This is a genomic window from Corallococcus sp. CA053C (assembly GCF_003611675.1).
Taxonomy (GTDB): domain Bacteria; phylum Myxococcota; class Myxococcia; order Myxococcales; family Myxococcaceae; genus Corallococcus.
Genome location: NZ_RAWA01000091.1, coordinates 1 through 17,052, shown reverse-complemented (window position 1 = coordinate 17,052; position 17,052 = coordinate 1). Strand labels below are relative to the sequence as shown.

Genomic DNA, 17,052 nt, shown 5'->3' with positions numbered 1-17,052 from the left:
CGGACGATGAGCGACGCGAAGTTCCAGCTGTACTACTGGCCCGGCCTCCCGGGCCGCGGCGAGTTCGTGCGGCTGGTGCTGGAGGAGGCGGGGGCGGACTGGGTGGACGTGGGCCTGCTCCCGGAGTCCCAGGGCGGCGGGGCCCGGGCCATCATGAACCTGCTGGGCCAGGGGCCCGTGCCCGCGTACGCGCCGCCCGTGCTCAAGCTGGGCGAACTCGTCATCTCCCAGGCCGCGAACATCTGCTCCTACCTGGGCGAGCGCTTGGGCCTGGTGCCCGCGGACGAGGGCGCACGGCTGCACGCGCGTCAGCTCCAGCTCACCGTCGCGGACGCGGTGGCGGAGGCGCATGACACGCATCACCCCATCGCGGTGATGAAGTACTACGAGGAGCAGAGAGACGCCGCGAAGGCCCGCGCCGAGGACTTCCGCACCCAGCGCATCCCGAAGTTCCTGGGCTACTTCGAGCGCGTGCTGAGGACGAATCCCCAGGGCGGCGGCAGATACCTGCTGGGCAGTGACTTCAGCTACCCGGAGCTGGCGCTGTTCCAGCTCGTGGAGGGCTTGTCCTACGCCTTCCCGAATGCCATGAGCCGCGTCGCCCATCAGGTGCCCGGTGTGATGGCCCTGCGCCAGCGCATCGCGGAGCGGCCCCGCATCGCCGCGTACCGGAGTTCCCCGCGCGCCCAGCCCTTCAACGAGCAGGGCATCTTCCGCCACTACGCGGAGCTGGACGACCCGAACGCGACGAAGTGACCCAGCGGCACCGCGGCCACCTCGCGGGCGAAGAACAGGTCCTCGCCCACGCCGTGCACGCGCACCTGGATGAGCGGATCCGTGGGGTACTGCGTGGGCGGATCGTCGAACACCAGCGCCACGACGACGCCCACGCGGTCGAGGAAGCGCTCCGTGATGGGGTCGTCCGGCTCCGTGCGGACGATCATCACCGCCGAGCCGATGCGCACCGGTGCGCCGTCCACGTCTTCCGTCAGGATGAGCGAAGGGTCTTGCTTCATGGAGCGTAGGTCCGGGGTTTGAGTCGTTTCGACAGGGCCCCGGTCATCAGGGCCACGAGCGCCCAGGCGCCCAGGTGATACGCGGCCACGTGTCCAGCGCCCAGGCCGCAGGCCAGCTCGCCCACGAACGCGCCCACCGTGCCCGCCGCCAGTCCCGCCACCGCCGCGCGCAGCGGGTTGAACGCCGCCCAACGCAGCACCGCCAGCGCCACCGCCACCGGCACCAGCGCCACCGCGACGTGGCTCGCGGTGCACACCCACTCGGGCAGGGACGACGGCTCGCGCATCGCCCCCCGGGTGAGCACCAGCAGCGCGGCGCTCACCAGCGCCATCCCCACGCCCACCCACCGCAACTGTTGCCCGCGCGGGGACAACGCCGCCCACGAACACACCGCGCTCGTGGCCAGCAGCATCGCCAGCATCGGCGCTCGGCCCAGCACCGCCGAGCCCGTGGTGCGTCCCAGGGCCACGAACACGGCCGTGGTCGCCAGGGCCATCCCCGCGGACGCGGCGAACAGCCCCACGGCCTGCGGACGCCAGCGCCGCACCGGCCGCCCCAGCGCCAGCTCCGCGCGCGACGCCGCGAGCGCGCGCTCCAGGGCTCCCGGATCCAACCGGGGAGGGGAGGACATCAACGGGTCGGAGGGCGCGGGCATCAGGCATCCTCCAGTCCACCGAGCAGCTCGCGCAGCTTCTCGTAGCCCCGGTGCGCGCGAAGCCGGGCCGCTCCCGCGCGGATGCCGCGCAGCTGGGCGATCTCCTCGAAGGACCAGCCCTCCAACTTGCTCAACACCACCGCCTCGCGCTGCTCCAGGGGCAAGAGCTGGAGCGCGTCCTCGATGCGGCGGCGCAGGACGGGATCGCCGTCAGGCGCGGGCACCGACGTGAGGCCTTCCGGGGGGGCATGCGCGTGCGAGTCCACGTGCTGCTGGTGCCGCAGGGCGTCCCGGGCCGCGTTCGCCGCGATGGTGAGCAGCCAGGGGGTGAAGCGGGTGCCCGGCTCGTAGCGACCCCGGGCGCGGATGACGGACAGGAATGTCGTCTGCAAGAGGTCCTCCGCCAAAGGTCCATCCCTCACCATGCGCGCAAGGAAGCCCTGCACACGTCCAGCGTGTCGGGCGAACAGCGCCTCGAACGCCGAGTGATCTCCCTGACAGAACAGGTCCATGAGCGCTTCGTCCGTGACGCTCCCCATCGCCTGGTTCACGGACGGCCCTCCTCGGAATTCGTTTCCGGACACGGACGGTTGAAGGTCTGGACGATCCAAGGCCTTGAAACCACTGGCCCGCGGAACAACCCCGCCGGGGGGATCCTTTCCCCGAAGCGACCGGCTAGTGTCTCGCGCCTTTCCGGTCTCCTCGCGTTTCCCCACTTCGAGCGCACATGTCCCCGGCAGAGGTCGTCATCCAGTCCACGTTGTTCGAGTCGCTCATGCGCTGCGTCCGGATGGACTCGTCGCTGCGGGAGCGCCTGGCGGCGGCGGGCTACGACGTGGACAAGCCCCGGGCGTCCTACCCGGCGTCGGTGTTCACGCGGTGCCAGAACCTGGTGCTCGCGTACGCCTACGCGGGCCGTCCGCCCCAGGAGGCCCTGCGGCAGATGGGGCGCGACCTGGTGCGCGGCTACTTCGAGACGCTGGTGGGCAAGGTCGTCAATGTCGCCCTCAGGATCGCGGGCCCGGATCGCGCGATGAAGCGGGTGGCGCTGAGCTTCCGCTCGGTGATGGAGCCGGTGGAGATCCATTCCGAAGAGCTGGCCCCGAAGGACTGGCGGGTCACCTTCCAGGGCTATCCCTTTCCGGCGGAGGCGGCGGCAGGCTGCTGCGAAGAGGCCCTGCGTCAGTCCGGTGCCGCGAACCCCACGGTGGTGCTGGAGAGCGACACCGGGCAGGGCCGCTTCGAGCTTCGCATCCGTTGGTAGGACGTCCGTGTGCACGCGGTAACGGTGGGCATCATCCTTCCACCGAGGCATGGCTGAATGCGCTATGAGGGCCCCATGAAAATCGGCAAGGACAGTGTTGTCGCCATTGACTACAAGCTCCACCTCGGTGACGGCGTCATCGTGGACGAGAGCGAGGCGGGGGATCCGCTCGTCTACCTGCACGGCTACGAGGAGATCGTCCCCGGCCTGGAGAAGGCGCTGGAAGGCAAGTCCGCGGGCGAGACGCTGAAGGCGACCGTCTCCGCGGCGGATGGCTACGGGGACTACGACCCGGAAGGCGTGGAGGAGGTGCCGCGCACCGAGTTCCCCGAGGACCTGGAGATCAAGGCCGGCGGCATCCTGAGCGCCACGGATCCGGACGGGGACGAGGTCGACTTCCTGGTGAAGGAAGTGAAGAAGGACACCGTGCTGGTGGACTTCAACCACCCCTTCGCCGGCAAGACGCTGCACTTCGAGGTCAACATCAAGGAAGTGCGCGCCGCCACGCCCGAGGAGCTCGAGCACGGCCACGCGCACGGTCCGGACGACGACCACGATCACTGACGGTCGGGGCCCTTCGCTCGGGCCTTGCCGTGGGAGCGGGCATGGCGCCCGGGCGTCGCCTCCGGGGCCCGGGTGGAGCGGCCGTGGTCCGCCTGGCGCGGCCCCGGGTCGCGCTGCTTCGCGAGGAACGCCTCCATCTCCTTGCGGAAGAGGGGGTCCTTGCGAGGCACCTCCGTGAGGGGCAGCTCCTGGCGGGTGATGCTCTCGATGTCGCGCAGGGTGCGGCGCTCCACCTCCAGCGCGAAGAGTGACGCCCGGCCACTGGCCTCCGCGCGAGCGGTGCGGCCGATCCGGTGCACGTAGTCCTCCGGCCCATGCGGGATGTCCAGGCTGATGACGTGGCCGATGTCGTCCACGTCCAGGCCGCGCGCGGCGAGGTCGGTGGCCACGAGGCAGCGGTACTGGCCCCGGCGGAAGCCCTCCAACGCCTGACGTCGCTGGGCCTGCGTGCGGCCCGCGTGCAGCGCGGCGGACTTGTGGCCCGCGGCGGCGAGCAGCTCCTTCATCTTGTCCGCGCGGGCCTGGGTGCGCACGAACACGAGCGCGCTCGCCTCATCCTGCGCGAGCAGCGTGAGCAGCAGCGGCCACTTCTCCTCGGGCTTCACGATGTACACGTGCTGCTCCGCGCGCGGCGCGGGCGTCCCGCTGGGCGTCACCTCCACGCGCACGGGCTTGTTCAAGGCGCGCTGGCCGAACCGCGCCACGTCCGCGCCCAGCGTCGCGGAGAACAGCAGCGTCTGGTGCTTGCGAGGCAGCGCCTGGAGGATCTGGTTGATCTGCGGCAGGAAGCCCATGTCGAGCATCCGGTCCGCCTCGTCCAGCACCAGCGTGCGGATCTGCGACAGGTTCACGGCCTTGATGCCCAGGAGGTCCACCAGCCGCCCCGGCGTGGCGACGATGATGGTGGGGCGCGTCTTCAGTTCGGCCACCTGCGCGTTCATGTCCTCGCCGCCGATGATGACCGCGGGCAGGACGCGCCGGGGCTCGCCGAAGAAGCGGGCCTGCTCCGCCACCTGCTGCACCAGTTCGCGCGTGGGGGCGAGGATGAGGCCCAGCGTGCCGCGCTCCCCCGCGAAGCGTTCAATCATGGGGAGCAGGTAGGCGGCCGTCTTGCCGGTACCGGTGGCGGCGCAGCCGATGACATCGCGGCCGGACAGCGCGGGCGGGATGGCCTGCGCCTGGATGGGCGTGGGGGTACCGAAGCGGGCGCGCTTCACCGCACCCAGCGTTTCGGGGGACAGGCCGAGGGACTTGAAAGTGGCACTCATGCCCCCACGCCTGTCACGTCCGGGGCGGGAAGGGAAGGGGGACCCGTCCCCCGGGACAGTCCCGGGGCACGGTCCGTAACGACTTTCAGCCCGCGTTCAGCGCCGCGCCGTGGTGGCGCAGGTGGTCCTCCATGAACGTGGCGACGAAGTAGTAGCCGTGGTCGTAGCCCTCCTGCATGCGCAGCGTGAGGGGCTGGCCCACCGCCTCGCACGCGTCCTTCAGGAAGGCCGGGTGGAGCTGATCCGCCAGGAACTTGTCCTTCGTGCCCTGGTCCACGAGCAGCGGAGGCAAGCGCTTCCCGGAGCGGAGCAGCTCCGTGGCGTCGTACTCGCGCCACGTGGACTCATCCGGGCCCAGGTAGCCGCCAAACGCCTTCTTGCCCCACGGGCTGCGGATGGGGGCGCCAATGGGCGCGAACGCGGAGACGGAGCGGTAGCGATTGGGATGGCGCAGCGCCGTCACCAGCGCGCCATGCCCGCCCATGGAGTGGCCGAAGATGCCTTCGCGGTCCATGCGTGCGGGGAAGTGCGCGCCGAGAATTGCGGGCAGCTCCTTCGTGACGTACGTGCCCATGCGGTAGCGCGTGCTCCACGGGGCCTGCGTGGCGTCCAGGTAGAAGCCCGCGCCGGTGCCGAAGTCCCAGTCTGTGTCCTCGCCCGGGATGCCCGCGCCGCGAGGGCTGGTGTCCGGGGCCACGAGCATGAGGCCCAGCTCGGCCGCCACGCGCTGCGCGCCGCCCTTGGTGGGGAAGGTCTCCTCGGTGCAGGTGAGGCCCGCCAGGTAGTACAGGACGGGCACGGGGCCGCGCTTCGCCTGGGGCGGGGTGAAGACGCTGAAGCGCATCTCACCGCCGCAGGCCTCGGACGGGTGCTTCCAGAAGGACTGCGTCCCCCCGAAGCACGCGTGCTCACTGACGAGCGTGGGGGCCGCGCTCATGCGTACTTCACCACGCTGCGGATGGACTCGCCTTTGTGCATCAGCTCGAAGCCGTGGTTGATGTCCTCCAGCTTGAGCGTGTGGGTGATGAGCGGATCCACCTGGATCTTCCCGTCCATGTACCAGTCGACGATCTTCGGCACGTCGGTGCGGCCGCGCGCGCCGCCGAAGGCGCTGCCCTTCCACACGCGCCCGGTGACGAGCTGGAACGGCCGGGTGCTGATCTCCTGTCCCGCGCCGGCCACGCCGATGATGATGCTCTCGCCCCAGCCGCGGTGGCAGCACTCGAGCGCCTGGCGCATCGTCTTCACGTTGCCGATGCACTCGAAGCTGTAGTCCGCGCCGCCGCCGGTGAGGTTGACGAGGTAGGGGACGAGGTCGCCCTCCACGTCCTTCGGGTTGACGAAGTGGGTGAGGCCGAACTTCTCCGCGATTTCTTTCCGCGCGGGGTTCAGGTCCACGCCGACGATCATGTCGGCGCCCACCATGCGCGCGGCCTGCACGACGTTGAGGCCGATGCCGCCCAGACCGAAGACGACGACCTTCGCGCCCGCCTCCACCTTCGCGGTGTAGACGACGGCGCCCACGCCGGTGGTGACGCCGCAGCCGATGTAGCAGACCTTGTCGAAGGGGGCGTCCTCGCGGATCTTCGCCACGGCGATCTCCGGCAGCACCGTGTAGTTCGCGAACGTGGAGCAGCCCATGTAGTGGTGGATCAGCTGCTTGCCCAGGCGGAAGCGGCTGGTGCCATCCGGCATCAGGCCCTTGCCCTGCGTGGCGCGGATGGCCGTGCACAGGTTCGTCTTCTGGGACAGGCACGACTTACAGCCGCGGCACTCGGGCGTGTAGAGCGGGATGACGTGGTCCCCCTTCTTCACGCTCGTCACGCCCGCGCCCACGTCCACCACGATGCCCGCGCCCTCGTGGCCGAAGATGGCGGGAAAGAGCCCCTCGGGGTCGGCGCCGGAGCGGGTGAACTCGTCGGTGTGGCAGAGGCCGGTGGCCTTCAGCTCGATGAGCACCTCGCCGGCCTTGGGGCCCTCCAGGTGCACGGTTTCGATGCTCAGGGGCTTGCCGGCCTCGAAGGCGACGGCGGCGCGGACGTCCATGGTGGGGCTCCAGACTTGGAAGGGGAACGAAGACCCCCCACTGTAGAAGCCACTCCCCAGGTCGGCCGCGAAAAAGTGCGTACCCCTGTCCGCCCGCTACACGGAGATGAGCCCCTTGCGGATGCCCTCGGTGACGGCCTCCACGCGGTTCGTGACTTCCAGCTTCCGGTAGATGTGCTCCAGGTGCGTGCGGATGGTGGCCTTGGACAAGGTGAGCAGCCGGGCGGCCTCGCTGTTGGACACGCCCTTGGCGATGAGTTGGAGGATCTCCCGCTCGCGATCCGACAAGGGCTTGAGCAGCGGCTCCTGCGCGGACGCCTCCTCCTGCGCGGCGGTGCGCGTGGAGGTCGGGGGCTCGGCCGCTGACGGCGTCACCGGCAGCGGCTCGGTGGGCACGGGGGTGGTGTCCGGCTCCACGCGGAAGTGGCGCAGCAGGCGCCGCGCGAGGTTCGGCTGGATGACGGTGCCGCCCGCGCGGACCTCCTTGATGGCCTCGACGATCTTGTCCACCGTCGCGCCCTTGAGCAGGTACCCGGACGCGCCCGCCTTCACCGCTTCCAAAACTTTGTCCTCCTCGTCGAAGATGGTGAAGATCAGGATCTCCATCTTCGGATAGCGCGCCTTCACCTCGCGGGTGACGTCGATGCCGCTCATCCGGGGCAACCCCAAATCCAGCAGCAGCACGTCCGGCATCACGCGCGGCACCTCGTCCAGCGCGGCTTCGCCAGAGAGCGCGGTGCCCACGATGTCGATGTCCGGGTGGCCCTCGAAGAGGCGCAGCTGGTTCTTGAGGATCTTGGTCTGGTCCTCCACGACGAAGACGCGGATGGGCAGGGGAGCGGCGGTCGGGATGGGGTCCACTGGGGCGGGCTCCGGGTGCGTCAGGCAGAGAGACAGGGAAGGGAGAAGGCCACCTGGGCTCCGGCGCCGGGCGCCGAGTCCACCACGATGGAGCCACCGAGCTTCATGGCCCGCTCGCGCATGTTGAGCAGGCCGTAGTGGCCGCGCGGCGTGTGGCCCGGGTCGAAGCCCTTGCCGTTGTCGCGGACCACGAGGTGCACGCCCTCGGGGCTGAAGTCCAGGCGCACCTGGACCTCCTTGGCCTCGGCGTGCTTCGCCGCGTTGGACAGGCACTCCTGGAGGATGCGGAACAGGGCCAGCTGCGCGTCCGGGGGCAGCTTGCGCGTGAGGCCCGTGCGCTCGAAGCGGATCTCCTGGCCGGTGCGGTCGCGGAACGTCTTCACGTAGTCCTCCAGCCCCTGCGCCAGCTCGTAGTCGTCGCGCATCATGCGCAGGTTGCGGCGCAGCTCCTCGATGGACTCCTCCGCGGTGGCCTTCATCTCGCGGATCTCCGAGCGCAGCGCGTCGTCCTCGCGGGCCATGTTCAGGATGTACTCCGCCTGGATGATCATGGAGGACAGCGACGCGCCCAGGCCGTCGTGGATCTCCCGCGCCAGCCGGTTGCGCTCCTCCACCACGGCCAGCTCCTTCAAGTCGCCCTGCAGGGACACCACCTCGCGGTGCGCGGTGGCCTCGCGCTCGTTCAGGTACACGAGCACGTAGACGATGATGAAGTTGAGGCCCAGGTACCAGAGCAGCGTGAGCAGCTCCACCGCAGTGACGGAGCGGTTGAGGAGCAGGTCCAACCGCGTGGTGATGGGCAGCGCCAGCAGCGGCGGCAGGATGGCCAGCGGCTTGGGGAAGAGGATGGCGAAGAGGGTGGTGAAGAGCAGCTGTGTCGCCAGGAGCGGGCTCTGCAGGCCGCCGCCCACCTGGGGCCGGGCGATGAGCACCACGGTGATGAGCAGGTCGAAGCAGAGCGTGAGGTACGTCACCCACCGGCCGGCCTTCGGGTGGTCGATGACGAGCAGGTTCGCGACGCTGTAGAGCAGCATCGCGAAGTAGCCCACGAAGGAGATGGGCCCGTTGAAGCCGAAGTAGCCGCTCCACGCGGGCACCGCGAGGATGAGCAGGCCCAGCGTGAGGAACATCATCCGCGCGTAGAAGAGGGCGCGGGCCCGGGCGACGAAGCGGTCCTGCTCCCAGGAGGCCGCGGCCTGCTCCGCGGACACGTTGTCCGTGAGGTTGCGCCGCTCCAGCACGGCGCGGACGCGGGCGCGCAGGTCGTGGGCCGGGTGATCCTCGCCGTGTCTCAGCTCGCTGTCCATGCGCCCGGCAGCTTACGGGACGTTCGCCAGGGAGCGGAATTCCCTGGAGCCACCAGGTCGTCTCCCTGCCGGGCGGGGACGCGAGGGGGCGCTACTTGCCCGCGTCCGGGGAGACGCACGCCTTCTTCGCGTCGGGCTGCTGCTTGAAGACGAACTGCATCCGGTCCGTCGTCTCACCGGTGCGCTCGTCGAACAGGGGCGTACCGCCCGCGTACATGGTGCCCGCCTTGCTGCCGTAGCGGTCCAGGTGGTGGGACTTGAGCCAGCTGTCCACGCAGGATTCCAGGGCCAGCTGGTCGCTGGCGCTCGCGTCGTAGCTGGAGGCGGAGGTGGCGCCACCCGAGTCGCCGGTGCCGGCCTCGGCGGTGGCCGTCGGGGAGGTGGCCGGAGAGGCGTCCGCGCGGCCCGTCTGGAGCTCCTCCTTGACGGTGCCCGTCTGGGTGGCGGCGTCGGGGCTCTCGCCGGTGTTCTTGTGGCAGCCGACAGCCAGGGACAGCAGGGTGGAAAACACGAGCGCGCCGGTCAGGTTTTTCATATGTCCTGGCTGGTGAGGGCCGCTTGTGACGGCGGCGGTGGGAAGGCTTCGGGAACGTCCTGGAGTCAGGACGTGGAGTCGCCGCACCATATTCGTTCGATCCTCGCGGAGCACCAGTCCCATGCACGGCCACCCTGACACCGACCACCACGCGCGCATCCCCCACGCCACCCGCATCGAGCGCTCGCGGGTGCTGGTGGTGGGCGCGGGCGGCCTGGGCTGCCCGGCGTCGCTGGCGCTCGCGCAAGGGGGTGTGGGGCACCTGACGCTGGTGGATCCGGACCGGGTGGACGTGACGAACCTGCCCCGCCAGCTCTGGCACCGCACCGGGGACGTGGGCCGCTTCAAGGCCGAATCCGCCGCCGCGGGCTTGCTGCGAGCCTTTCCGGGCTTGAGCGTGGAGGCCCTGCCGGAGCGGCTGGACGCGAACAACGCGGAGGCCCTCTTCCGCGCGCACGACCTGGTGGTGGACGCCACGGACGGGGTGGCCACCAAGTTCTTCCTGTCGGACGTGGCGGTGCTGACGGGCGTGCCGCTGGTGTACGGCGGCGTGCTGCGCATGCAGGGGCAGGCGCTGCGCATCGACCCGGGCGGCCCGTGCCTGCGCTGCCTGTACGAGGACGCGCCCCCGCCGGACGCGGTGCCGACGTGCGCGCAGGCGGGCGTGCTGGGTTCGATGGCGGGGCTCATCGGCGCGGTGCAGGCGCTGCTCGCGTTGGAGCTGCTGGCGGGCGCCGCGGGCAGGACGCGCGGCGAGGCCACGCTGCACGTCATCGACGGCGCCACGCTGGACGGGCGCACGGTGAAGGTGACGCGCGCGCCGGACTGTCCGGGGTGCGCCATCCAGTCGCTGCCCCCGTTCCCTTCATCACAGGAGGACACCGCATGCCCGACGTGACGGCGACGTTGGACATCACCCGCGAGGTCTGTCCGATGACCTACGTGCGCACCAAGTTGAAGCTGGAGTCGCTGCCCGCGGGCACGCTGCTGGAGGTGCTGCTCAAGGGCGACGAGCCGCTGAAGAACGTGCCCCGGAGCGCGCGCGACGAGGGCCACGAAGTGGTTTCGCTGGAGCCACGCGGCGATGGTACGCACCGCCTGGTGGTACGAAAGCAGGGAAGGTGACCATGACGACGATTCGCATCCCCACGCCCATGCGGACGCTGACGCGCAACCAGGCCGAGGTGCAGGCCAGCGGCGCCACCGTGGGAGACGTGCTGAAGGACCTGGACGCGCGCTACCCCGGAATGGGTGCGCGGCTCTTCGACGAGCGCGGAGCGGTGCGGCGCTACGTGAACATCTTCCTCAACGACGAGGACGTGCGCGCGCTCAAGTCGCTGGAGACGCCGGTGACGGACGCGGACCGGATCACCCTCATCCCGGCCATGGCAGGAGGCTGAAAGCGCCATGGCGCTGCGCGAGGATCAGATTCTCCGCTACTCCCGGCAGATCCTCCTTCGGGACGTGGGAGGGCGCGGCCAGGAGGCCCTTCTGTCGGGCGGTGCGCGGGTGGACGGCCTGGGCGCGTCCGGCCTCACCGCGACGGCGTACCTCGCGGGGGGCGGCACGCCGGTGACGGGCGTGGGCTCGCTGACGATGGGTCCCTGGTCGCCGGGGTTCCTCGCCTCGGCGCACGACGTCGGCCGGCCGGTGGTGGAGGTGCTGGCGCAGGTGGTTCCGGAGGTGAACCCGGATGCGGCGGGCACGCCCGGCGGCGGGCTGCTCGCGGAGCTGCCGGCGGCCTGGAGCGGCGAGGCGCCCTGGGTCGCGCTGGGCGGTGACGGCGCGCGCGGCGCGGTGGTGTTCCGGGGCGCGGACGGGTGCGTCTGGTGCTTCGGCGAAACGGTGCGCCACCTGGGGACGCCGCCGGACGGCGCCCTGGGCGTCGCGCTGGGCTCGCTGGGGGCGCTGGTGTTCCAGCGGCTGCGGCTCGGGATGGGCCCTTCGCTGGGAGGCCGGTGGCTGAGCGCGCCGGGAGCGCTGGCGGAGCTGGAGCCACGCCGGTGCTCACGCTGCGCGGCGGCGGGCCCGAAGCCCTGAGCCGTGCCTTCCCGCCGGAGATCCTCGCCCGGCTGATCCGCCACCTGGAGGCCGCCTGGCCCCACGAGGGCTGCGGCGTGATCCTCCAGGGAAGGGCAGGGGAGGGGGAACCGTGGCGGGTCCTCCCGCTGCCCAACGCCTCCCCCACGCCGCGCGTCGCCTACGCCTTCGCTCCCGAAGTGTGGCTGCAGGTGTGCAAGGAGGCGGACGCCCGGCAGGAAACCGTCGTCTGCGTCTTCCACTCACACGTCGACACGGCCGCTGTCTTCTCCGCCGAGGACCGTCGGCAGGCCGCCCCGGAGGGCATCCCACTTTTGCCGCAGATGTCGTATATGGTGGTCGCGATCCATGACGGCCGGGCCACCTCCGCCTCCTCGTCTGAGTGGCAGCAAGGCGATTTTCAGACTGTTCCGATCCCGGTACCGGATTTCAGGTTTGAAAATCCCTTGTAACCCCAGGCATTTGCTCGCTTGGAGGCCCCACCTGCGGAAAGGTGGGTACGAATTGTCAAGTCACCGGGTTTTCGTCTATAAAGCGGCGGTCTATTGGATCTGCCGCGTCCCAGGCCGCCTGCAAGCAGCGCTCCGGACGCAGGGAGTTTGAACCCTTATGGCCCCCAACACTGGTTTTACCCTCTGGCTGACCGGCATGTCCGGGACCGGGAAGAGCACGACGGCTGCGTACATCGCGGCCCGCCTCCGGCAGGTCGGGCGCAACGTGGAGATCCTCGACGAGGGCGACCTCCAGAACGACCTGTGGGCTGGTATCGGCGACACCAAGGATGAGCGCAACACGGTGGTCCGCCGTCTGGGCTTCGTGGCGAACCTGCTCTCTCGCAATGGTGTGGCGGCGCTCGTTCCCTGCGTGAGCCCCTACAAGGCGAGTCGCGAGGAGGTGCGCCGCGCGGTGGGCAAGTACGTGGAGGTCTACGTCGACTGCCCCACGGAGAAGCTCATCGAGCGCGACACCACCGGCCGCTACAAGAAGGCGCTCAACGGCGAGATCCCGAACTTCATCGGCATCACGGAGCCGTACGAGCCGCCCACCTCGCCCGAGGTGACCATCTACTCCGACACGGAGTCGGTGGAGGACGGCGCGGCGAAGATCTTCCAGGCGCTCCTCGACCTCGGCCTGATGTCCACGGACGAGCTCAAGACGATCACCGGCAAGAAGATGAAGGCCAACCCGCTGCCCAAGAAGGCCCGCCGCGACGAGGAGGAGGAGGACGCTCCGGTCCGCATCCACACCCCCAAGCCTGCCAAGTCCGCCGCCAAGGCCGCCCCCAAGGCGGACAAGGGCTCCAAGGGCGCCAAGGCGCGTCCGGCCACCCGCGCCGCCCGCGTGGGCAAGCCGGCCCCGGCCGCGAAGAAGTCCGCCAAGCGCAAGGCCCGGTAGTTCCATACCGTCGTTCTTCAAGCGAAGGGCTCCAGGTTGCGTGCGCGATGCGCGTGCAATCCGGGGCCCTTCTGTTTTAGGAGTTCCCCCATGCTGAGCCCCGAGCAGATCCAGGCCCTGTGTGAAGCGTCCCGCCCCAAGCTGGAGGCGATGCGCGAAGCCCTCCGCGCGCACGGCAGCGCCCTGGTGGCGTTCTCCGGCGGCGTGGACTCCACCTTCGTCCTGAAGGTCGCGGTGGAGGTGCTGGGCGAGCGCGCCCTGGCCCTCACCGCGCTGTCGGCCTCCGTCGCCCCGGAGGAAGAGCGCGAGGCGCGCGAACTGGCGGAGCGGCTGGGGGCCCGGCACGTCGTCGTCTCCAGCAACGAGCTGGCGAACCCCAACTACGCCGCCAACCCCACCAACCGCTGCTACTTCTGCAAGACGGAGCTGTACGACCTTTGCGAGGCGAAGCGCGCGGAGTTGAATCTGTCCGTGGTGCTGGACGGCTTCAACGCGGACGACTTCAAGGATCACCGCCCCGGCCACAAGGCCGCGAAGGAGCACCGGGTGGAGTCGCCCCTGGCGCAGGCCGGGCTCACCAAGGATGAAATCCGCGCGTGGAGCCGCGCCCTGGGGCTGCCCACCTGGGACAAGCCGCAGATGGCGTGCCTGGCGTCGCGCATCCCCTACGGCACGTCGGTGACGCGCGACCGGCTCCTGCAGATCGCCGCCGCGGAGTCGGAGCTGCGCACCCTGGGCTTCCGGCAGTTCCGCGTGCGCTACCACCAGGACGTGGCGCGCATCGAGCTGGCCGGCGAGGAGTACCCGCGCTTCTTCGACGCCGCCGTGCGCGACCGGATCAACGGCGCCTTCAAGTCGCTGGGCTTCAAGTTCGTGGCGTTGGACCTGGAGCCCTTCCGCTCCGGCCGGCTCAACGAGGCCGCCGGCATCGGGCCCGCGGCAGGGCAGGGGCGCGCCGAGGGCTTCCCGCTCCCGGTGGTGGGGTGAAGGGCCTCCTCCCGGCCCTGCTGATCCTCGCCGCCGCGCCCGCCGTCGCCGCCGAATACGTGGACGACGGCCCGTACGCGCACCGGCGCTCGCTGATCCTCAGCGCCGGGCCGGGGGCCACCTACACGGAACGGATCAGCGGTGACGACGCGGCCTCCGGCCTCGCCGCGCAGCTGGATCTGGGCGTGGGCCTCACCGTCGGCTACGACCGGGATGAGGTGTTCCTCCTCGTGCGCGGCAGCACCGGCGCACCCGGTGAGGAACTGGCGCTGATCGGCGGCTACCGCAGCGTCTTCGGATCCGAGTCCTGGCAGACCTTCTTCGAACTCGGCGCGTCCGTGCGTCCGATTTCTGGGCCGTGGCTGGGGCCTCGCATAGGGTTCGGCGCCAGACACACCCTCTCGGATCATTTCGCGCTGTACGGCGGGCTCGGATTCACCTTCGGGTTCGGCTCCGGACTGCGCGCGGACACCGAGTTCTTCACCGGGTTGCAATGGATCATCCCGGTGGGCTCGGCTTCGTGAGTTTTTCTTGCGGATGTCCGACTCTGTGAGATGGTGTGCGCATCTGTAGGAGGTTGCGCACTTGGACATGAATCCCCGCCTCACCTCGGTCGTGTTTCGTCTCAACCGCGAGAAGCTCGATGCCCTGAAGGAGCTGTCGCGCGCCACGCGCATCCGTCAGAGCGAATACCTCCGGGAGGCCATCTCGGATCTGCTGGCGAAGTACGAAGCGCGCTTCGTGGACTGAAGCGTCGCCCGCGGCCTCAGCCCGGCGCTGCTTCCATGAAGGGAGCCGAGTCGGGAAGACCGGGCGGGTGGAGGCGCTCGCCGGACCCGAAGGGGTCCACCGCGGCAGGATAGCGGACCTCCCACAGCACCAGCCCATGGGCCGGGGCCTTGAAGCCCGCCAGGGACGTGCCCGAATCCAACGCCGCGTGCCACTGCTCCTCGGACAGGAGCCCCGCGGCCACCTTCAGCGCGCTGCCCACCAGGTACCTCACCTGGTAGCGCGCGAAGCCATCCCCCTCCAGCCGTGCCTCGTAGAGCCCTCCGCCCAGCTCCCGCAGGGTGGCGGACGCCAGCGTGCGCGCCTTCTGGGGACTGGACCGCTCATGGAACGCGGTGAAGTCCCGCGTGCCCACGGCCCGTGCGAGCAGCGCCTCCAGCCGCTCCGGCGTCACCGTGCGCCCCTGCTGCAGCCCCGCTTCCGCCCCCACGTCCAGCGCGTATGGCCGCCACGCCTCCGACGGGGATGCGCCCAGCGTCAGCCGGTACCGGTACACCTTCCCGCTCGCGCTCCACTGCGCATGGAAGGACCCTGGGGGCCGCTTCGCCACGCACAGGCCTACGTCCGGGGGAAGGAACGGCGCCAGCCGCTGGGGCAGCGCTTCCGGCGGGACTTCCTCGTCCAGCCGCAGGCTGATGACCTGCATCCGGGCGTGCACCCCCCGGTCCGTGCGGCCCGACGGCATCACGGTCGCCGGTGAACCCGCCTGCTCGAGGGCGTCCTCCAGGGCGTCCTGGACGGTCGGCCCTTCCACCTGGCGCTGGAAGCCGCGGAAGTTTCCACCGCGGTACCAAGTCCACAGTGCCGCGGGAATTCGTTTGGAAGGAGACTTTGCCACGGCGTTGCGGTGTCGCGGGGAGACACACGATACTCGCGCGCGAATGCTGGCCGGACAACTAGAACCCGCGGTGGACAGTGATGGGCAGTGGCTTTTCCGTCAGGGCGACCTGGTGTTGGGGCCCATCACCGCATCCCAGGTGGTGGAGAAGCTCTACACGGGGGACCTGACCCCGGACAGCCCGGTGGCTCCCGCGGGGGAGCGGGACTTCCGGACGCTGCGGGACACCGCCGCCTTCCAGGTGCACATCGCGCGCTTCGAGGCCCAGGGCCGCGTCGCGGCGACGATGCTCGCCGAGCAGGCGAAGAACCAGCGCCGCATGAAGGTGCTGGGCGGGGTCGCAGCCGGCGTGGCGCTGCTGCTGGGCGTCGCGGGCTGGTACATCGCGCGCAACGCGGCCGTGTACGGCTGGTTCGGTCAGGAGGAGGAGGGCGATGGCATCACCATGGATCCGCCCACCATCCGGCTCGCCCAGTCCCGCGCGGGCGACGAGGACCTCTTCGCCTACCCGTCCAACGACCCGCGCCGCCCGGACCGCGCTCCAGGCACCGGCACCGGGACGCCCGGGAAGCCGGCGGGCACCGCCGTGGCCAGCGCCACCAGCCGGCCGGCCCGCACGGGCAGCGTCTCCACGGATCCCGACGGCCTGGAGATGGCCCAGCAGTTCGACCAGGGCGCCATCAACCGCGTCGTCGCTGGCAACCGCGCCACGCTCTTCCGCTGCTTCAAGGAAGAGGCCGAGCGCACGCCGGGCCTGGCCGCGAAGATCCCGATGGAGTTCGTCATCGGCAACGACGGCCGCGTGGCGAAGCTCTGGGTGGACAACCCCCAGTTCAAGCAGGGCGCCCTCTACGACTGCCTCTTCACGGAGCTGAAGAAGTGGCCGTTCAAGTCCTACGACGGCGAGCGCGCCACCGTCGGCCTTTCGTTCAATATCGGCAAGCGGGGGTAGGGCGACTTTCTTGCCCACCTCCCGGACGTGCCCGATAGAAAGGGCATGTCCGCCGCATCCGTCGCCGAAGTCGAGATCGCCAAGAAGGCCATGAGCGTTCCCCCGGGAACGTTCCGCCACACCGTCCTGCTGGCCGCCAAGCGCTTCAAGTCCACCTGGGCGGAGCTGGGCAAGCTGCTCGTCCAGGTCCGTGACGAGGCCAAGTACGAGGAGTGGGGCCACGCCACCTTCGAGGCCTATTGCCTCAAGGAGCTCCACATCAAGAAGCAGACGGCGCTGAAGCTCACGCGCTCGTTCAGCTTCCTGGCCAAGCACGAGGCCCCGGAAGAACTGGAGCAGCACGAGTTCCCGGAGAAGGCCCCGGCCTTTGAAGTCGTGGAAGTCCTCGCTGACGCCGAGGAGCGGGGGCAGCTGTCCCCCACCGAGTACAAGTCCCTGCGCGACAGCATCTGGAGCCCGGAGAAGTCGCCCACGGAGCTGAAGAAGGAGTTCACCGAGCGCTTCCCCCGGCCGCCCCCGGAGCCGCCCCCGGAG

The 17,052-nt window shown here is 70.2% G+C and carries 24 protein-coding genes; 14 read left to right on the top strand and 10 right to left on the bottom strand.

Annotated elements, in window-relative coordinates; all coding sequences use genetic code 11:
- Positions 1–6: 6 nt before the first annotated feature.
- A complete protein-coding gene (locus tag D7V97_RS14985) occupies positions 7–756 on the top strand; it encodes a glutathione S-transferase (protein WP_120611313.1) in 750 nt (249 codons plus the stop codon).
- On the opposite strand, the gene D7V97_RS14980 is transcribed toward D7V97_RS14985, so the two are convergent.
- The 3 genes from D7V97_RS14980 to D7V97_RS14970 are packed head-to-tail and all read right to left on the bottom strand — an operon-like array spanning position 720 to position 2,211.
- Positions 720–1,016 (bottom strand): Carotenogenesis protein CarS, encoded by a 297-nt coding sequence (locus tag D7V97_RS14980; RefSeq protein ID WP_120611312.1) that lies wholly within the window; start codon positions 1,014–1,016, stop codon positions 720–722. The two genes, D7V97_RS14985 and D7V97_RS14980, sit on opposite strands and share 37 nt — an antisense overlap.
- Entirely contained in the window at positions 1,013–1,672 is a 660-nt protein-coding gene (locus tag D7V97_RS14975) for a DUF1109 family protein (protein ID WP_120611311.1), read from the bottom strand. Before D7V97_RS14975 ends, D7V97_RS14980 begins: the two co-directional genes overlap by 4 nt.
- The gene (locus tag D7V97_RS14970; RefSeq protein ID WP_120611324.1) at positions 1,672–2,211 is read right to left on the bottom strand and encodes an RNA polymerase sigma factor; all 540 of its coding nucleotides are present in this window, start codon (positions 2,209–2,211) and stop codon (positions 1,672–1,674) included. Before D7V97_RS14970 ends, D7V97_RS14975 begins: the two co-directional genes overlap by 1 nt.
- A gap of 188 nt (positions 2,212–2,399) precedes the next feature.
- Here D7V97_RS14970 and D7V97_RS14965 point away from each other — a divergent pair, with 188 nt between their 5' ends.
- Together D7V97_RS14965 and D7V97_RS14960 are read left to right on the top strand one after the other, a co-directional pair.
- On the top strand, positions 2,400–2,936 hold the full coding sequence (locus D7V97_RS14965) for a DUF2378 family protein (protein WP_120611310.1): 537 nt from the start codon (positions 2,400–2,402) through the stop codon (positions 2,934–2,936).
- 75 nt (positions 2,937–3,011) lie between these two features.
- On the top strand, positions 3,012–3,500 hold the full coding sequence (locus tag D7V97_RS14960; RefSeq protein ID WP_120611309.1) for a peptidylprolyl isomerase: 489 nt from the start codon (positions 3,012–3,014) through the stop codon (positions 3,498–3,500).
- On the opposite strand, the gene D7V97_RS14955 is transcribed toward D7V97_RS14960, so the two are convergent.
- From D7V97_RS14955 to D7V97_RS14930, 6 genes are all read right to left on the bottom strand, one after another.
- Positions 3,494–4,768, bottom strand: a complete 1,275-nt coding sequence (locus tag D7V97_RS14955) for a DEAD/DEAH box helicase (protein WP_120611308.1) — start codon at positions 4,766–4,768, stop codon at positions 3,494–3,496. The two genes, D7V97_RS14960 and D7V97_RS14955, sit on opposite strands and share 7 nt — an antisense overlap.
- 85 nt (positions 4,769–4,853) lie before the next feature.
- Positions 4,854–5,705, bottom strand: a complete 852-nt coding sequence (gene fghA / locus D7V97_RS14950) for an S-formylglutathione hydrolase (protein ID WP_120611307.1) — start codon at positions 5,703–5,705, stop codon at positions 4,854–4,856.
- The gene (locus D7V97_RS14945) at positions 5,702–6,814 is read right to left on the bottom strand and encodes an S-(hydroxymethyl)glutathione dehydrogenase/class III alcohol dehydrogenase (protein WP_120611306.1); all 1,113 of its coding nucleotides are present in this window, start codon (positions 6,812–6,814) and stop codon (positions 5,702–5,704) included. The genes fghA and D7V97_RS14945 overlap by 4 nt, the downstream gene beginning before the upstream one ends.
- A 96-nt stretch (positions 6,815–6,910) precedes the next feature.
- Entirely contained in the window at positions 6,911–7,675 is a 765-nt protein-coding gene (locus tag D7V97_RS14940; RefSeq protein ID WP_199728813.1) for a response regulator transcription factor, read from the bottom strand.
- Positions 7,676–7,695: 20 nt separating this feature from the next.
- Positions 7,696–8,982: a sensor histidine kinase gene (locus D7V97_RS14935; protein ID WP_120611305.1), complete on the bottom strand. Its 1,287-nt coding sequence runs from the start codon at positions 8,980–8,982 to the stop codon at positions 7,696–7,698.
- Between the two features lie 91 nt (positions 8,983–9,073).
- On the bottom strand, positions 9,074–9,517 hold the full coding sequence (locus D7V97_RS14930; RefSeq protein WP_120611304.1) for a hypothetical protein: 444 nt from the start codon (positions 9,515–9,517) through the stop codon (positions 9,074–9,076).
- A 121-nt stretch (positions 9,518–9,638) separates the two neighbouring features.
- Between D7V97_RS14930 and D7V97_RS14925 the strand changes: the two genes are divergently transcribed.
- From D7V97_RS14925 to D7V97_RS14885, 9 genes are all read left to right on the top strand, one after another.
- Positions 9,639–10,415, top strand: coding sequence for a HesA/MoeB/ThiF family protein (locus D7V97_RS14925; protein WP_120611303.1), 777 nt, complete (start codon positions 9,639–9,641; stop codon positions 10,413–10,415).
- On the top strand, positions 10,403–10,642 hold the full coding sequence (locus tag D7V97_RS14920; protein ID WP_120611302.1) for a sulfurtransferase TusA family protein: 240 nt from the start codon (positions 10,403–10,405) through the stop codon (positions 10,640–10,642). The genes D7V97_RS14925 and D7V97_RS14920 overlap by 13 nt, the downstream gene beginning before the upstream one ends.
- A gap of 2 nt (positions 10,643–10,644) precedes the next feature.
- Positions 10,645–10,917: a MoaD family protein gene (locus tag D7V97_RS14915; protein ID WP_120611301.1), complete on the top strand. Its 273-nt coding sequence runs from the start codon at positions 10,645–10,647 to the stop codon at positions 10,915–10,917.
- Positions 10,918–10,924: 7 nt separating this feature from the next.
- Complete coding sequence (locus D7V97_RS14910; RefSeq protein ID WP_120611300.1) at positions 10,925–11,557, top strand: ThiF family adenylyltransferase; 633 nt, start codon at positions 10,925–10,927, stop codon at positions 11,555–11,557.
- Entirely contained in the window at positions 11,521–12,009 is a 489-nt protein-coding gene (locus D7V97_RS14905) for a Mov34/MPN/PAD-1 family protein (protein WP_120611299.1), read from the top strand. The genes D7V97_RS14910 and D7V97_RS14905 overlap by 37 nt, the downstream gene beginning before the upstream one ends.
- A 157-nt stretch (positions 12,010–12,166) precedes the next feature.
- Positions 12,167–12,952, top strand: coding sequence for an adenylyl-sulfate kinase (gene cysC / locus D7V97_RS14900; RefSeq protein ID WP_120611298.1), 786 nt, complete (start codon positions 12,167–12,169; stop codon positions 12,950–12,952).
- 90 nt (positions 12,953–13,042) lie between these two features.
- Positions 13,043–13,939 (top strand): ATP-dependent sacrificial sulfur transferase LarE, encoded by an 897-nt coding sequence (gene larE / locus D7V97_RS14895; RefSeq protein ID WP_120611297.1) that lies wholly within the window; start codon positions 13,043–13,045, stop codon positions 13,937–13,939.
- On the top strand, positions 13,936–14,463 hold the full coding sequence (locus tag D7V97_RS14890; protein WP_120611296.1) for a hypothetical protein: 528 nt from the start codon (positions 13,936–13,938) through the stop codon (positions 14,461–14,463). The genes larE and D7V97_RS14890 overlap by 4 nt, the downstream gene beginning before the upstream one ends.
- A gap of 61 nt (positions 14,464–14,524) precedes the next feature.
- A complete protein-coding gene (locus tag D7V97_RS14885; RefSeq protein WP_120533031.1) occupies positions 14,525–14,689 on the top strand; it encodes a ribbon-helix-helix domain-containing protein in 165 nt (54 codons plus the stop codon).
- A 16-nt stretch (positions 14,690–14,705) separates the two neighbouring features.
- On the opposite strand, the gene D7V97_RS14880 is transcribed toward D7V97_RS14885, so the two are convergent.
- Positions 14,706–15,566, bottom strand: coding sequence for a tRNA pseudouridine(38-40) synthase TruA (locus D7V97_RS14880; protein ID WP_120611295.1), 861 nt, complete (start codon positions 15,564–15,566; stop codon positions 14,706–14,708).
- 43 nt (positions 15,567–15,609) lie between these two features.
- Here D7V97_RS14880 and D7V97_RS14875 point away from each other — a divergent pair, with 43 nt between their 5' ends.
- On the top strand, positions 15,610–16,518 hold the full coding sequence (locus D7V97_RS14875; RefSeq protein WP_120611294.1) for an AgmX/PglI C-terminal domain-containing protein: 909 nt from the start codon (positions 15,610–15,612) through the stop codon (positions 16,516–16,518).
- Between the two features lie 45 nt (positions 16,519–16,563).
- Positions 16,564–17,052: hypothetical protein (locus D7V97_RS14870; protein WP_120611293.1), on the top strand; the 489-nt coding region annotated here is incomplete at its 3' end.

Coding starts and splice junctions, on each gene's coding strand:
- D7V97_RS14985 (WP_120611313.1), top strand. CDS start 7: ATGAGCGACGCGAAGTTCCAGCTGTACTACTGGCCCGGCCTCCCGGGC.
- D7V97_RS14980 (WP_120611312.1), bottom strand. CDS start 1,016: ATGAAGCAAGACCCTTCGCTCATCCTGACGGAAGACGTGGACGGCGCA.
- D7V97_RS14975 (WP_120611311.1), bottom strand. CDS start 1,672: ATGCCCGCGCCCTCCGACCCGTTGATGTCCTCCCCTCCCCGGTTGGAT.
- D7V97_RS14970 (WP_120611324.1), bottom strand. CDS start 2,211: ATGGGGAGCGTCACGGACGAAGCGCTCATGGACCTGTTCTGTCAGGGA.
- D7V97_RS14965 (WP_120611310.1), top strand. CDS start 2,400: ATGTCCCCGGCAGAGGTCGTCATCCAGTCCACGTTGTTCGAGTCGCTC.
- D7V97_RS14960 (WP_120611309.1), top strand. CDS start 3,012: ATGAAAATCGGCAAGGACAGTGTTGTCGCCATTGACTACAAGCTCCAC.
- D7V97_RS14955 (WP_120611308.1), bottom strand. CDS start 4,768: ATGAGTGCCACTTTCAAGTCCCTCGGCCTGTCCCCCGAAACGCTGGGT.
- fghA (WP_120611307.1), bottom strand. CDS start 5,705: ATGAGCGCGGCCCCCACGCTCGTCAGTGAGCACGCGTGCTTCGGGGGG.
- D7V97_RS14945 (WP_120611306.1), bottom strand. CDS start 6,814: ATGGACGTCCGCGCCGCCGTCGCCTTCGAGGCCGGCAAGCCCCTGAGC.
- D7V97_RS14935 (WP_120611305.1), bottom strand. CDS start 8,982: ATGGACAGCGAGCTGAGACACGGCGAGGATCACCCGGCCCACGACCTG.
- D7V97_RS14930 (WP_120611304.1), bottom strand. CDS start 9,517: ATGAAAAACCTGACCGGCGCGCTCGTGTTTTCCACCCTGCTGTCCCTG.
- D7V97_RS14925 (WP_120611303.1), top strand. CDS start 9,639: ATGCACGGCCACCCTGACACCGACCACCACGCGCGCATCCCCCACGCC.
- D7V97_RS14920 (WP_120611302.1), top strand. CDS start 10,403: ATGCCCGACGTGACGGCGACGTTGGACATCACCCGCGAGGTCTGTCCG.
- D7V97_RS14915 (WP_120611301.1), top strand. CDS start 10,645: ATGACGACGATTCGCATCCCCACGCCCATGCGGACGCTGACGCGCAAC.
- D7V97_RS14910 (WP_120611300.1), top strand. CDS start 10,925: ATGGCGCTGCGCGAGGATCAGATTCTCCGCTACTCCCGGCAGATCCTC.
- cysC (WP_120611298.1), top strand. CDS start 12,167: ATGGCCCCCAACACTGGTTTTACCCTCTGGCTGACCGGCATGTCCGGG.
- larE (WP_120611297.1), top strand. CDS start 13,043: ATGCTGAGCCCCGAGCAGATCCAGGCCCTGTGTGAAGCGTCCCGCCCC.
- D7V97_RS14875 (WP_120611294.1), top strand. CDS start 15,610: ATGCTGGCCGGACAACTAGAACCCGCGGTGGACAGTGATGGGCAGTGG.